Annotated in this window: 14 protein-coding genes; 13 read left to right on the forward strand and 1 reads right to left on the reverse strand. The window is 67.6% G+C overall.

The features are described from left to right. The 3 genes from DRB06_RS01455 to DRB06_RS16460 form a co-directional block, all read left to right on the forward strand. The coding region (locus DRB06_RS01455; RefSeq protein ID WP_220092951.1) for a Tox-REase-5 domain-containing protein at positions 1 to 486 on the forward strand (486 nt) is incomplete at its 5' end. Between the two features lie 128 nt (positions 487 to 614). After that, positions 615 to 1,217 (forward strand): Imm52 family immunity protein, encoded by a 603-nt coding sequence (locus tag DRB06_RS01460; protein WP_111818959.1) that lies wholly within the window; start codon positions 615 to 617, stop codon positions 1,215 to 1,217. 509 nt (positions 1,218 to 1,726) lie between these two features. Beyond that, positions 1,727 to 1,975: an NTP pyrophosphohydrolase gene (locus DRB06_RS16460; RefSeq protein ID WP_234415918.1), complete on the forward strand. Its 249-nt coding sequence runs from the start codon at positions 1,727 to 1,729 to the stop codon at positions 1,973 to 1,975. 34 nt (positions 1,976 to 2,009) lie between these two features. Here the strand turns inward: DRB06_RS16460 and DRB06_RS01470 are convergent, their stop codons facing one another. Further along, entirely contained in the window at positions 2,010 to 2,918 is a 909-nt protein-coding gene (locus tag DRB06_RS01470) for a type 1 glutamine amidotransferase (RefSeq protein WP_111818960.1), read from the reverse strand. Between the two features lie 281 nt (positions 2,919 to 3,199). Between DRB06_RS01470 and DRB06_RS01475 the strand changes: the two genes are divergently transcribed. The 10 genes from DRB06_RS01475 (at position 3,200) to DRB06_RS01520 (ending at position 13,779) form a co-directional block, all read left to right on the forward strand. Beyond that, positions 3,200 to 5,320, forward strand: a complete 2,121-nt coding sequence (locus DRB06_RS01475) for a TPM domain-containing protein (RefSeq protein WP_258522105.1) — start codon at positions 3,200 to 3,202, stop codon at positions 5,318 to 5,320. A 295-nt stretch (positions 5,321 to 5,615) separates the two neighbouring features. Then, a complete protein-coding gene (locus tag DRB06_RS01480) occupies positions 5,616 to 6,479 on the forward strand; it encodes a PspA/IM30 family protein (protein WP_111818962.1) in 864 nt (287 codons plus the stop codon). Positions 6,480 to 6,679: 200 nt separating this feature from the next. Further along, complete coding sequence (locus tag DRB06_RS01485) at positions 6,680 to 7,504, forward strand: S9 family peptidase (protein WP_073329149.1); 825 nt, start codon at positions 6,680 to 6,682, stop codon at positions 7,502 to 7,504. Between the two features lie 214 nt (positions 7,505 to 7,718). Next, a complete protein-coding gene (locus tag DRB06_RS01490) occupies positions 7,719 to 8,174 on the forward strand; it encodes a PTS sugar transporter subunit IIA (protein ID WP_108968515.1) in 456 nt (151 codons plus the stop codon). Between the two features lie 60 nt (positions 8,175 to 8,234). Next, complete coding sequence (locus tag DRB06_RS01495) at positions 8,235 to 8,543, forward strand: PTS sugar transporter subunit IIB (RefSeq protein ID WP_073329144.1); 309 nt, start codon at positions 8,235 to 8,237, stop codon at positions 8,541 to 8,543. Beyond that, complete coding sequence (locus tag DRB06_RS01500) at positions 8,540 to 9,832, forward strand: PTS sugar transporter subunit IIC (RefSeq protein WP_108968517.1); 1,293 nt, start codon at positions 8,540 to 8,542, stop codon at positions 9,830 to 9,832. Before DRB06_RS01495 ends, DRB06_RS01500 begins: the two co-directional genes overlap by 4 nt. A 10-nt stretch (positions 9,833 to 9,842) precedes the next feature. Further along, on the forward strand, positions 9,843 to 10,280 hold the full coding sequence (locus DRB06_RS01505) for a hypothetical protein (RefSeq protein ID WP_108968519.1): 438 nt from the start codon (positions 9,843 to 9,845) through the stop codon (positions 10,278 to 10,280). 71 nt (positions 10,281 to 10,351) lie between these two features. Continuing rightward, positions 10,352 to 11,197: a class II fructose-bisphosphate aldolase gene (locus DRB06_RS01510; RefSeq protein ID WP_073329136.1), complete on the forward strand. Its 846-nt coding sequence runs from the start codon at positions 10,352 to 10,354 to the stop codon at positions 11,195 to 11,197. Positions 11,198 to 11,220: 23 nt separating this feature from the next. Further along, on the forward strand, positions 11,221 to 11,862 hold the full coding sequence (locus tag DRB06_RS01515; protein ID WP_199912510.1) for an AAA family ATPase: 642 nt from the start codon (positions 11,221 to 11,223) through the stop codon (positions 11,860 to 11,862). Between the two features lie 6 nt (positions 11,863 to 11,868). Continuing rightward, a complete protein-coding gene (locus DRB06_RS01520; RefSeq protein ID WP_111818963.1) occupies positions 11,869 to 13,779 on the forward strand; it encodes a transcription antiterminator in 1,911 nt (636 codons plus the stop codon). Positions 13,780 to 14,362: the final 583 nt, after the last annotated feature.

Below are 14,362 nucleotides of genomic sequence, written 5' to 3' on the forward strand. Positions count from 1 at the left end.
GACAGCAAACGCCGAGGCAAGGGTAAGGATTGTCCGTATGCGCCGCGGGACGGGATTCATTATCCGGGTGTGCGCAAGCCCACCCGTGGTGCTAGTGATGGTGGTCCGGGCGAGTGGGGGCCGGGTAAGAATTACAGTAACTCTAATCGCTCCCAGGCGTATGAGGAGCAGGTCACCGGCGTGACTATTGAGGACTCCTATTACGTCGACGGCGTGGAGTTCGACGGCTACTACGACGACATCCTCCACGACGCCAAAGGTCTAGGGTATTCAAACCTTCTCGACTACGGTTTTGGACAGCACGTCCTCGATGAGATGGTCAAGTCGGCGACTGGGCAACTTGATGCCGTACGAGCCGTTGGCGCTAACACCCCCATATGCTGGCACGTAGCAGAGCCAGAAGTACTCGCTGCTCTGCGCAAGATGCAGAGCCAGGGGAAATTCCCTGCTGGGATTGATTTGGTGCACACCCCACCGAACTTCTAACCCACACCAGACGCATTCACCTCTGATACCATTGGCCGAGACAAGGAACACGGGGGAAGGGACACCTACTGATGGCCGTGAAGTGGGAGCTTTCGTTCAGGATGCATCGTCCGGGGCAGGAGGAGCGTATGGAGGAGGAGGCTGCGCGGTCCTGGGAGCTGATCCAGCAGCTGCGGGGCCTGCACCCCACCCTGAACCCGTGGCGCGAGACCGCCATGTCTAAGGCGAAGGCCGCGGCAAACCCAGAGATCACCACCCTGGAGGAGTTCCTCGCCGTCATGCACGCCAACATCGAACCCAGGACCTCCGGAGCAATATTCTCGCTGTTTTCTGGTGATGTGGAACGCAATGAGGGCGCCTCCATCATGGTAATGATTGGTGGCTGGCAACCCGATAAGGGTCACGTGACCCTCAGGTTTCATAGTAGTGAGTTCGCTGATCTGCTCGTCGGTGATGAGTCGCTGGCTGATCGTCTGGTCGCCATGGGTGCGGATATCCTGGAGCCGGAGATCGGGTGCCTTTCTCGTGAGGACTTTCCGGTCAGGGATGAGCCTGAGCCGTATGACTATGTGCAGGGGTGGAAGTTGTTCTTCCCGGCCTCCTCGCCGCACTGGGCGCAGGCCGGTGCCCTGGCCACGGCCTCCTACCCCACCGCTAACGGTGCGGTGTTCACCTACGGCAGCCCCGATACCTACCCCACCATCCTGGACACCTGGCCCAAGAACGCCTGAACCCCCACCTCCTCACAGGGTGGCCCGCCCCGGGCGCTGACACGCTCCTGGGGCGGGCCGCCCTGTCTTGCCTGACTCAAGTCCGGTAGTGCACGCCGGGGAGTACAGCAGAAGCCGTTCGACAGCCTGGTCTCGCCGGACAACCCCGCCCGGGTGACGCTGCCGGACGGACGCGTCATCGAAATCACCGAGGTCGAACTCCTTCAAGCACCCAGACAATACTGACCAACCGCCTCAGAGCATGAAAGGAAGCGAATAGTGAATTACTTCGTAACTTGGAATGTGGATGCTCGTCACGGGCGAGGGGAGCGATTCAAGGTTCGTCAGACTCCGGAGATGATAGCCGACGACATCGCGCATGATCTGACTTACCCGACATTTCTTACCGGGGTCCTCGGTTTGCTTTGGGTGTTCAGCCTTTGCCGGAGAGGGTGAGGTTTCCTGATGAGTTGGCTGATGATGATCCTGAGCAGATGCGGTATATGCAGGCGGCTGGGTCGAATCGGGCGTTGACGATTGAGGCCCGCGTCCCCAACCCGGACGGAGGCTACATCCACTACGTGCTGGCCCGTGAACCCGTCGCGGACCCTGACCGGTGGGTGCCACTGTCCTGGGACAACGGCTCGCCCGAGCCCTACACCATCCACCTGCACCCCGAGGAGATCTTCACCGGCCAGCAGGCCGTTCCCGTCTTCCGCGACTACATCATCAACGGCCGCCTCCCCGACCCCCAGCTGCTGCGCGTAATCGACGTCTAGCCCCATACCCTGAGGACCGGTCAATACCGCCGATTCAGACGTTCGCCGAAGCTTTGTGCAGACGATGAGCGCGGGCCTGCCGCGCCAGCACGCGGGCGAGCGCCCGCCCGAATGCCTGGACCACGGGCTCGGCCCGCTCCGCGTCGGCGCGCACGCGTCGCCCGGCGGCCAGCGCCTCGGCAGGAAGATCAGCGTCGGAGAGATGCTTCAGCTCCTCCACGTCGTCAACCGCGCCCAGCTTCCACGCGGTTATGCGCGACTCCACCCGCTCCATCCGCACCGGCGTGGACTCCGGGTGGTGCTGAAGCGCCAGCAGGCGGCCGGCACGCCAGGCCTGCACCGGCGCGCCCGCGGAGGAGGCCAGCAGCGTGGCCGTCGCGGGCAGGCTCACGACGCCGTCGTCGTGGGAGACGAGCACTGGCAGCCGGGTGCCGTCGTGGGTGGAGATGCCTGCGCGCACGGCCGCGCGGACGGCCTCATCGACGATCTCGGAGAAGAGGGGGTCGGCGGCGGCCGCATCCTTAAGCTCCAGGTCGACGACGCCGCGCTCGGTTCCGTAGGGAGAGGGCGCGGCGGTGGTCCCGCCGATCGCTTCGGCGGCGATCTGGGCGCCCAGGCAGATGGCGACGGCGGGCACCCACGTCTCGACGACGCCGTGCAGGAGGTCGCGCAGCGGGGTGATCCAGGGGTGGTCGGCCTCGGCGTGGGCGCTCATGGGGCCGCCGAGCACCACCAGGCCATCACCCAAGTCGTCCAGGCTCGGCAGCGGATCCCCGGCCTCGGGGCGCACCATACGCAGGGTAAGCCCCTCCGCGGCCAGCCATTCGCGCAGGCGGCCGATGGGAGCCTGCGGCTCGGGCTCGATCACCGTGATGATCGGGGCGGTGGACGTGGGGACGGCGGCTAGAGCCGCGGCGTCGACAGGGACGGTGGCGTCGGTCATGGGGACAATTGAAGCCGCGAGCGCGGTCAGCGCAAGCCCGACGTCGCAGCTGTGAGCCGGAAGACGCACGGTCGCACTCCCCACCCCGCCCGATCACCGAGGTCGGCTGATCTTACGGGCCGAGGTCGGTCGGTATGGCGTGCCGGGGGCGAAACCGCTTGCCGCCGCGCCTGCTAGCGGGGACGATGTCCCCGATGCGATCAAATGCCCGCCCGTCCACGGGCGCCACTGCCTCTGCCGGCACCTATCGTTCTTGCAGGACCCGCAGACCCGCGGCCTCCTTGAGCACGCCCGCGGCACGCCGCGCCGTCCGGCTCGTGCTCGGCGCTGTGCTGCTCGTCGGCGCGGCCGGAACCGCGGCGACGGCGACCGCCGCCCCATATGCCGGGCCTCACGCCTTCGCCACCGCCTCCGGTGGCACCGGTGGTGCCGTAAACACCGCGGTGGCACCCGCCGAGGTGTCAACCCGCATTGCCGACCACGTCACGGACGACGCCGGCATCCTCGACGACGACGCCGCGCAGGCGGCCGTAGACGAGCTGGCTGAGGACGGCGTCGGCCTGTGGATCGTCACCATGAGCGATGACTCCCAGACCGCCGAGCAGTACGCCGCCAAGGCCTGGGAGGCCTCCGGGTTCGACACCACCGACCTGCTGCTGGTGATCAACCTGCCCGCCGACGGCGCCAACAGCTTCGCCTTCGGCGGCTCCGCCTACGACTCCGTCTGGTCCGACTCCAAACTCGACTCCGTACGCGGCGACATCCAACAAGCCCTGAGGAACGGCGACTACGACGCCGCGGTTACCGCCATCGCGGACGCCGCCGGCTCCGGCTCGGGCGGCTCGGGCACCGCCCTGGGAGTGGGCCTGGCCGTCGTCGGTGCGGGCGCCGTGGGCGCCGTCGCCTACAACCGCAGCCGCAAGCGGAAGAAGGGCGCCGGCAAGGCCGTCCAGCCCGCCGAGCCTCTGGAGGCGTTGCGCACCCGCGCCGGCGCCACCCTGGTCAGCACCGACGACGCCGTGCGCTCCGCGGCCGAGGAGCTGTCCTACGCGCAGGCCCAGTTCGGCCTGTCCGCCACCGATGACTTCACCGCCGCCCTGACCGCCGCCCAGGAGCAGGTGGCGCGGGCCTTCGAGCTGCGCGGCCAGCTGGACGACGCCCCCGGGGATGAGACCCGCCAGCGGCAGCTCTGTCAGGAGATTCTGTCCCGCTGCAACGAGGCCACCGCCGCCATCCAGGCGCAGGAGGCGGCTTTCAAGGAGCGGCGCGGCATCGAGGAGAACCTGCCACGCTCCATCACCGAGACCGCCCAGCGCGCCGACGAGGCCGAGCAGGCCATCGCCGCGGCCGACACGCTGCTGGTCACCCTGCACGCCACCTACCCCGACAGCGCACTCACCTCCATCTCCGAGGCGCCCGCGCGCGCCCACAAACTGGTAGAGGCGGGCCGCGTTGCGCTGGACCAGGCCCGGGCCAGCATGGACGCCGGCAATCAGTCCACCGCCGTCGAGCAGGTGCGCATCGCCCAGGCCTCAATCGCCCAGGCTGGCGAGCTCGCCGGGCAGGTGAGCGGCGTGCGCGAGCGGCTGGAGCGGGCCGACGCCGACTTGAAGACGGCGATCGCCTCGATCTCCGCCGACCTGGTGGACGCCCAGCGGCTGGCGGGGCAGGTGCCCGCGGCGTCGTTGCAACCGCTGGTGGCCGACGCCGAGGCGGCCGTGGCCGAGGGCCGCGCCGCGTCGAATCCCGACGGCGACCCGCTGGCCGCCCTGGACCACCTGGCCCGAGCCGAATCGGCGCTCGACGCCGCCCTGGCGCCGGCACGCCAGCAGGAGGAGAACGACTCACGTGCCCGCGCCTCCCTGGTATCTCGCCTGGGGCGGCTCAACTCGCAGATCTCCGCGGTGACCTCCTACATCACCAGCTATCGCGGCGCCGTCGGCTCCCCCGCACGCACCGCCCTGGCCGAGGCCTCCCGGCACGCGGCGGCCGCCACCTCCCTGCAGAACACCGACCCGACGGCGGCCCTGGCCGAGGTCACCTCCGGGGAGTCGCTGGTGGCACAGGCGCAGGCGCAGGCGGAGGCCGACGTGCGGCGATCCGGCTCCTGGGGCTCCGGGTCGGGCGGGTCCTCCAGCTCTGGCGGCATCGACCTGGGCTCACTCGTGCTCGGCGGCATCCTCCTGGGAGGCAACCGGAACTACGGCGGCTGGGGCGGCGGCCCGCGCCCGCCACAGCCACCACGGGGTGGCGGCTTCGGCGGCCCACGGGGAGGCTCCTTCGGCGGCGGCCACCGCGGAGGTGGTTTCGGCGGCGGAGGCGGCAGCTTCGGTGGCGGCCGCGGGGGCGGCTTCGGTGGCGGCCGCGGGGGCGGCTTCGGTGGTGGCGGCGGCCGTTTCTGAATCGGCTGGTCGCGTCGCCTCGGGGCTACACCACACGTCGGCACGCCCCACCGTGGGCGGACCACAGACGGGCCGGATAGAGGAATCGTCGTCGACAATGCCGGTCGTTTTCCGACGATCGGGCGCGGTTTCCTGGAAGTATGGCCCGGTGACGGCGCCGGCAGACCCACTCCGTCGGCTGCTGCGCCTATGCGCATAGTCTGCTCATAAGGTGGACGCATACAGCCCGCAAGGGCATCCATACCCATACCATTCGCTCCCCGGCCGTCGGGCGAGCACGACGAAGGGAAACCACATGGCTGAGAAGCAGTCGATCCTGGGGCGCATCGCCCAGCTCACCCGCGCCAACATCAACGCCCTCATCGATCGCGCCGAGGACCCGGAGAAGATGCTCGACCAGCTGGTGCGCGACTACCGGGCCTCCATCGCCGAGGCGCGCGACGCCGTCGCCCAGACAATCGGCAACCTGCGGTTGGCGGAGAAGGACCACGACGCGGACGTCGCCGAGGCCAAGGACTGGGGCAACAAGGCGCTGGCCGCCTCCCGCAAGGCCGACGAGCTGCGTGCCGGCGGGGACGCCGCCGGGGCCGACAAGTGGGACTCCCTGGCGAAGATCGCGCTGACCAAGCAGATCGCTGCTGAGAACGAGGCCAAGCAGGCCGAGCCGATGATCGCCTCCCAGCAGCAGGTCGTCGACCAGCTCAAGACCGGTCTGCAGCAGATGGAGACCAAGCTCGGTGAGCTGCAGACCAAGCGCGACCAGCTGGTCGCCCGGCAGAAGAACGCCGAGGCCCAGGTAAAGGTGCAGGGCGCCATCCGCTCCATCAACATCATGGACCCCACCAGCGAGCTGTCCCGCTACGAGGACCAGGTGCGCCGCGTCGAGGCGCAGGCCGCCGGGCAGATGGAGATCGCGGGGGCCTCGCTGGAGGCACAGTTCGCCGAGCTGGAGTCCTCCGACCAGCAGTTGGAGGCCGAGGCGCGTCTGGCGGCCCTCAAGGCCGGCGGCAACGCCGCCCTGCCCGGCGCCTCCGCCCCCGCGCAGATCACCGATGGGGATGTCGACGCCGCCTTCGAGGCACTCAAGGCCGAGAGCGCGCAGGACGCCGAGGACGCGCAGGACGCCGCCGAGACCGACGACGACGCCTCCTCGTACTGAGCCCGTGCCGGCGAGGCCGTCTGGCCGCCTACCGGCTTGCGCGTCGGTGCCCGTCCCATCCGTGGGACGGGCACCGATGCGGCATCGGCCACCCGGCTGCAGCTGACGCCGGGTCGCCATAGTCACGCTGCCAGCGCAATCGCTCCTGCGAAGCGCTCCATGCTCGTGACTTGCGTCGGGCCGTGCCTTAGTTTTGCCCTATGCCGAATCTGCGCATCGACACCGCCCGCGGCATCAATCTCGCCGCGACGATGCACCTGCCCGACGGCGCCGCCCCCTTCGACCCCGATGCCTTCGACGAAGAAGCCATCAATTCCGGACGTCCCGTTCCGCCGCGCGAAGAAGGCGTCGTAATCCTCGCCCACGACTTCCTCACCGACCGCCACGGCCTGGACCATCGGCTGGACGCACTTGCCGAGCAGTACCGGCGCGCCGGCCTGGCCACGCTCCAGTTCGACTTCTCCGGCCTGGGTGAGTCCGACGACGACGTGATCACCCTGGCCGGCGAGATCGAGGACCTGCAGGCCGTGTCCGCCTGGCTCGCCAACCGCGGCTACGTCCGCCAGGCCATCCACGCCAACGGCTTCGGCGCCACGGCCGCCCTGTTGGCCCGTCCCGCGCAGGTGCGCACCGCCGTCGTCGCCGGGGCCGTCGTCGGCCCGCAGTCCATCCTGTGGGAGAACGTCTTCTCCCCCGAACAGCTCGACGAACTCGACCGGCACGGCCTGACCCGCCTGCCCGACGACAACCCCAACTCGCGCGAGTGGGACGTGCTGAGCAAGGAGACGCTCGCCGACGTCTCCCTGCAGACGCCGGAGAAGACCATGGCGGATCTGCCCTGGCCCATCCTCATGCTGCACGGCGCGCTGACCGAGGAGTTCCCGGACACGGCGGAGGCAGCCACCGAGGCCTTCCCGCTCCTGCCGGAGGGCAGCCGCCTGTACCAGGTACAGGCCGACGGCGAGGACGCCGCTCGTGAGGTCGCCCGGCTGAGCACCGAGTGGGTCATCCGCCGTTTGAGCTGAATTCCGCACTCACGGCCCCGCGCTGACCCTCCCGCTACCTTCGCCGAGGTCGGCAGGGGTTACCCGCCCGGGTTGGTCGGAATCACTTGGTGCCCCCACGAGGCGCACCGGCCCCCGCCCACTTTTTCCGCCAAGGCACCCACAGGCGGAAAAACTTCTGTTGGCCAGCTCACGCCGCCGGCTCCGATACTCATGCGCACGGAGGACCAAACGCATGAGCACAGCACTGACCGACCTGATCACCGATGATCACGTGATCATCCATAAGCACGTGGCGACCTGGCAACAGGCGATTGCCGCCGTCGCCCAGCCGCTTCTCGCGGACGGTGCAATCACCGCCGCGTACATCGACTCAATGATCGACGCAGTTGACCGGTTCGGCCCGTACATCGTGCTCTCGCCACACCTGGTTCTCGCCCACGCCCGGCCCGAGGCGGGAGTGGTGCGCCAGGCCATGAGCGTCATGACCTTGGCGGACCCCGTCAACTTCAATCACCCGGAGAACGACCCCGTCGACATCGTCTTCTGCCTGGCGGCCGTCGACGACGACTCCCACCTCAAAGCGCTCCGAGAATTCGTCGCCATAGCCGGCGACCGCCCGAAGCAGGAGCGGCTCATCGCGGCGAAAACCGTCGATGAATTTCAGCGAATCCTCCGGCAGGAGGACTGACCCGAGCTGGGGCACCCACCCCATTTCAAACGGCAAGGTCACGACACGAAGGAGTATCCCATGACCAGACCACTCGATATCTACTTCATCTGCGGCGCCGGACTCGGCAGCAGCCTGGCCTGCCAGATGGAAGCGGAAGAGGTACTAGCCGACGCAGGCATTCGCGCCAACCTCGGACACGAGGCCATTTCCGGAATCCCGGGCGTGCGCGCGGACATCATCGTCTCCGCGGAGAACTTCAAGCCCACGATCGAGAAGTACGAGCTCGACCCCGCTATCTCATTCGTATTCCTCAAGAACATCGTTGACAAGACCGAGATCGCGGAGAAGCTACTCCCGGTCGTGCAGGAGAAGGAGGCCCGAGCATGACCGTAATCAACTGGATCATCAACAACGTCCTCACCCAGGCCGGGATCATCATCGGCTTGATCGCCATGCTCGGCCTCATCCTGCAGAAAAAGGGTGTCGGCGCCGTCATCATGGGTACGTTCAAGACCATTCTCGGCTTCTACGTGCTCTCGGCGGGATCGGCCGTACTGGTGACCACACTGACGTACTTCGGCGTGATGTTCCAGGCGGCATTCCACACCACCGGAATCGTGCCGAGCATTGAGGCCGTCAACGGCTACGCCACCAACAACATGGGCCTGGGAGGGCAGATCGCGCTGGCGTTCCTGGGCATCTTCGTCGTCAACATCCTGCTGGCGCGATTCACCCCGTGGAAGTACATCTTCCTCACCGGTCAGGCCCTGCTGTGGATGTCCACGATGACCGTCATCTTCGGCTACGCGGCCGGACTGCGCGGTGCCGGGCTCATCCTCGCCGCCAGCGTGGTGGGCGGCTTCTTCTGCGTCGCCATGCCCGCCCTGGCCCAGCCCATCGTCCGCCGCATCACCGGTAACGACGCGATCGCGCTGGGACACTTCTGCACCATCGGTTACCTCGTTGAGGCGGGGGTCGCCTGGCTCGTGCGCAAGCGCAACGTCGAGAAGCAGCCCTCCACGGAGGACATCAAGCTCCCCCGCTCCCTGGAGTTCCTGCAGGACACCTACATGTCCCTCGCCGTGGTCATGACTCCGCTGTTCCTCATCGTCGCGGCGGTCGCCGGACCCGAGCCGGTGGCCGAGCAGGTCGGAACCATGAACTACATGATGTACGCCTTCCTGCAGTCCATCCAGTTCGTCGTCGGCGTCTACGTGCTGATGGCCGGTGTGCGGCTGCTGCTGGGTGAGATCGTCCCCGCCTTCCGCGGTATCTCCATGAAGCTGGTGCCCGACTCCAAGCCCGCGCTGGACTGCCCGGTGCTGTTCCCCTACGCCCCCAATGCGGTGGTCATCGGCTTCATCACCACTACGATCGGCACCCTGATCGCCATGGTGGCTCTTCCGGCCGTCGGTTTCGCGGTGATCGTGCCCGGCATGCTGACGAACTTCTTCGCGGGCGGCACCGCCGGCATCTTCGGCAACACCGTGGGCGGGCGCCGCGGCGCCATCATCGGCGGCGTGGTGCACGGCCTGTTCATCACGCTGCTGCCGGCACTGCTGGTGACCACCTTCATGAACCTGGGCTTCCCCAATTTGTCCGCGACCGACGTCGATACCATCACCGCCGGCCTGCTGTTCGCCTACATCGTCCGCCCCATCATGAACGCATTCTGAGGGCGGCGAGATGAGACTATTCCGCAGAAACCGGAAGCAGGCCGAGCACCGGTCGACGGCGTCCGCCGACGCCGTCGAGACGGGCGAGGCGGTTGAGACACCAGCGGCGCAAACCGCTTCCGACCAAGAGGCCCTGCGCGAACGCGCCGCCGCGCTCACCGCACAGCTGGAGGAACAGGCCGATCCCGAGGCGCGGATCAAGCTCCTCAACGAGCTCGGCGGCCTCCAACAGGAACTGGGCGACGCCACCGCCGCGATCGACAGCTACGAGGCGTCCATGGCGATCCGCGAGCAGTTCGGCCCGGCCTACAACGCACTGCTCACGCTTTACAACGACCAGTTGAGGCAGGCCGCCAGGGCCCGCGACGACGCCGCCATCCAGCAGTGGACCGTGAAGCTCGACGAGCTGACCGCCCTGTCCAAGCGCGTCATGCGCTCGCAGTTCTAGACGAGCGCCCCTGCCGGGCGCACTGCCCGAAGCAATCGTTCACCCATTCAATCCCAAAAGGAAACGCCCAAATGTATATCCCCATCACCCCGATGCTCGCCGAGGCCCGGCGCCTCGGTTACACCGTCGGCGCCTTCAATGCCCACAACCTGGAGATGGTCCCCGCGATGATCCGCGCCGCCCGGGATCTGGGCTCCCCGATCATCATCCAGACCTCTCCCGGCACCGCCCGCTACGTGGGCATGAAGAACCTGGTGGCGGTGTGCCGGGCCATGGCGGAGGACGAGATCGTCGACGTCGCCCTGCACCTGGACCACGCCACCGATCTGACCGATATCCGCGACGCCATCGCCGCCGGATACTCCTCGGTCATGTTCGACGGCTCCCAGCTGCCCTTCACCGAGAACGTCGCCAAGTCGCGCCGCGTGGTCGCCTTCGCCCATGAGCACGGCGTCTCCGTAGAGGCGGAGATCGGCACGATCGGAGGCACCGAGGAGGGCATCCGCAACCGGGAGGGCAAGTACACCCAGCCGGAGGAGGCCCAGCAATTCCTTGCCGAGGTCGACTGCGACGCGCTCGCCGTCAGCATCGGCACCAACCACGGCCAGTTCAAGTCGAAGACCAAGATCGACCTGGACCTGCTCGGCCGCATCAATGACGCCGTCGACGTGCCCCTGGTGGTGCACGGCGGCACCGGCGTGGACGAGGCGGACTACCCCGAACTGACCGCCAAGGGCATCCGCAAGTTCAACGTCGGCACCGAGCTGCTGGTCGGCTGGACCCGCAAGGCGCAGGAGACCTTCGGGGCCACCAAGGTCAACAGCTCGCTGCGCAACAACATCGTGCCCTGCAACGACGTCGTCGGTGAGATCGTCGCCCACAAGATCGCGTTGTTCATGGGGCGTCGGCCCGAATGACCCCGGCGAGCTGCGAGGCGACGGTGAGTGGAGCAATCCTCGTCCTGGTCGCGGGCCTGCCCGGCACCGGTAAGAGCTACTTGTGCACGCGCATAAGGGAACGCTTCCCGGGTTGCGCGCAGGTGTCCATCGACGACATCAAGGAGAAGCTGTGGGAGGAGCACGGGTTCGACAACGCCGAGCAGAAGCAGGCCCTGGACCGCAGGGCGCTCGGGATCTTCTTCGGTGAGATTGAAGCCGCGTTGAACCGTGACGCTCACAGTGGCGACATGAGTGACGACTCCAAACGTCCGCTGGTGCTGTCCGACTACCCGTTCAGCATTAAGCAGCTGCCGACGCTGCGGGCACTGTGCGAGCGCTACGGCGCCACCGCGTTGACAATCCGCCTGACCGCCGACCTGGAGGTGCTGTTTGAACGGCAGCAGCGGCGGGACCTGGATCCCTCACGGCATCTGGGCCACATCGTCGACCGGTACCACCGCGGCGACTCGCTCCCGGATCGCAGCAAGGCCGCCGGCCTGCTGAGCCGTGAGGAGTTCTACCGGCGCTGCACCACGCGCGGGTATGACACCTTCCGGCTCGGCGAGCTGTTGGAGGTGGATGCCACGGATCTGGACACCGTTGATCACGAGGCGATCCTCGACTGGATCGCCGCGCGGAGCTGAGCCGTCATGACGAGTTTCGAGGATCTGCTGCAGATCCTCTCCGAGGAGCCACGGCCGTTCTCCTCCGGCGAGCTGGCGGCGCGGCTGGCGGTATCCACGCGCACGATCCGCAACTACGTGACCGCCGCCAATGAGCGCTACGGGCGGGTCATCACCGCATCGCACTCCGGCTACCGCCTGGATGCATGCGCCTTGGAACGGGCACGGATGCGGCCGGCGCCGGCCGGGTCTCGGGATGATGGTCCCGAGGCCCGGCTGGCACATATCCTGCGCGTATTGGTCGCCGCCCAGGGGCCGGTGAGCGTATTCGAGCTGGCGGAGCAGCTGCACGTCTCCGACTCCACAATCGAGGCCGACCTGGGCAAGGCCAGGCCGCTGGTGGCCCAGTTCGGTCTGCGCCTGGCGCGCGACCACGAGCGACTGTCGCTTCAGGGGGAAGAGGCGGCGCAGCGCCGTCTCATGCGGCGCATCCTCACCGGGGCCGCCGTGCGTCGACGCCAGTTCATCGACGTCGCAGAAGTCGCCCACCGGCTTCGGGAGCCAGAACTGCTGGGCTTCAAGAAGCAGCTGCGCGAAGTGCTGGATGGCTTTCAGTTGTCCATCAACGAGTGGACCGCCGACGAGCTAGTCGCCCACATCGCCATCATGGTCGACCGGGTGCGGCACGGGCGCTCCGTTCACGATTCGCAGCTGCCCCCGGACGACGCGCTCGCCCCGGTGTCTCGCGCGGTGAGCGAGCTGGTGGCGAAAGTATTCGGGGTGCAGGTGCCGGAGCGGGAGGTCGCCTACCTCGCGCTCCTGCTGCTGACCAAGGCCGCCCCCGCCTATCCGGAGGAGACTTCCAACCCGGAGGTCAGGGCCTTCCTCGACGAGCACTATCTGGCCATGGTCACCCGGATCGTCGCGAAGCTCAACGCGAACTACCTGGTGGACCTCGCGGACGACAGGTTCATCGCCTTCCTCGCCATGCATGTGCGGAGCCTGGTGCAGCGGGCAGCGCACCATGACTCCGCCCGCATCCCGGTGGGGCAGTCCGTGAAGAACACCCACCCGCTGGTGCACGAATTGGCGGTGTTCATCGCCCGGCAGATTCAAGTGGAGACCGGCATCCAAGTCAGTGAGGACGAGATCGGCTTCATCGCCTTCCACGTGGGCGGCCGCCTGCTCTCCATGCACGCGCAGGACGACGAGGTCGCCGTAGCCGTCGTCGTTCCCCGCTACTACGACGTCCACGTCTCCCTAATGCACGCCGTGGAGATCGCGGTGGCTGGAACCGGGCGAGTGGACCGGGTGATCACGGACGTCGACGACGTCGGGCCTGACCTGGCCGCCGACCTGATTGTGAGCACAGTGCCGTTGCCGAACGCGCCCGATGTGCCGGTGATCCGCACGGGGCTGCTGCTGACGGACGCAGATCTGGAACGAATTCGAGAGATGACGGCGGATATCGCGGCCGGCCACAAGCGGTTCAAGGCCGCCGCCTGGCTGACTACGGTGATGGAGCCGGAGTTGTTCACCCGGATCCCGGACGGACAGGACCGCGATACCGCACTGGAAAGTGCGGCGAGTCTGCTCGCCCGTGCCGGCGCCGTCGGCCCGGAGTTCCTGGATCAGGTCAAGGAGCGGGAGCGGTTGTCCACCACGGCCTTCACCTCCGGTGCCGCGATTCCGCACACGATTGAGATGACTGCGGCGCGCACTGCGATTGCCGTGTGCCTGGCCGATCGGCCCGTCGACTGGGACGGCACGCCGGTCAAACTCATCGCCATGCTGTGCCTGTCCGCGGACAGCCGCGACGCCTTCGGAGATGTGTTCGACGCGGTGATCAAGGCGCTGGTGGATCCCGCCAAGGTTGCCCGCCTGGCCGCAGCCGACTCCTACGACGCCTTCGTCGCCACCATGCTGGACGTGCTGTGACTGGGGCAGGCCGCCGGCGTTCCGCGCCGTCCGAGGCGAGCACGACCTTTGGATGCGGTTTACGACCTTAGAGGACGTTTTACGGGTTCTTCGTGTTTGAGGGTGTGGTGCTGGCGACTGGTGTATACGCCAGTGCGGGGGGTGAGTGCGTGGGTCTGGGTCCGGCCTGGATTCGGGCTTAGCCAGTACGCGGGGCTACTACGGGGCTCTGGCGGCCTAGGAGGATGTCGGGCGGCGGGGGCCGGGCGCTTCGGCTACTGCCTGGGCCGCGAGACGAGGTCGGCAGCGTCCTCGTGTCCGTGGCCCGGGCCGTCTACTACTCCGGTTCGTGCTCTAGTACTCCGGTTTGACCTCTGCTGAAGGGCTTTGGAGCCTTCAGCAGAGGTCAAACCGGAGTAGTAAACACCGAAGGGGCGTACCCAACACACCCTACGGCCGCCCTATGGCGCCGCACCCAGCGCCCCGGCCCCGCGTCTCAACACCCCCAGGACCCGCCGCGAAGACCCGAGCCGAACCACCACACCCTCACAAACACGAAGAGCCGGTTTACGACCCTCCCGGGGTCGTAAACCGTCCCCCAAGG

The sequence above is a fragment of the Actinomyces sp. Z5 genome (assembly GCF_003287795.1).
Taxonomy (GTDB): Bacteria; Actinomycetota; Actinomycetes; order Actinomycetales; family Actinomycetaceae; genus Actinomyces; species Actinomyces glycerinitolerans.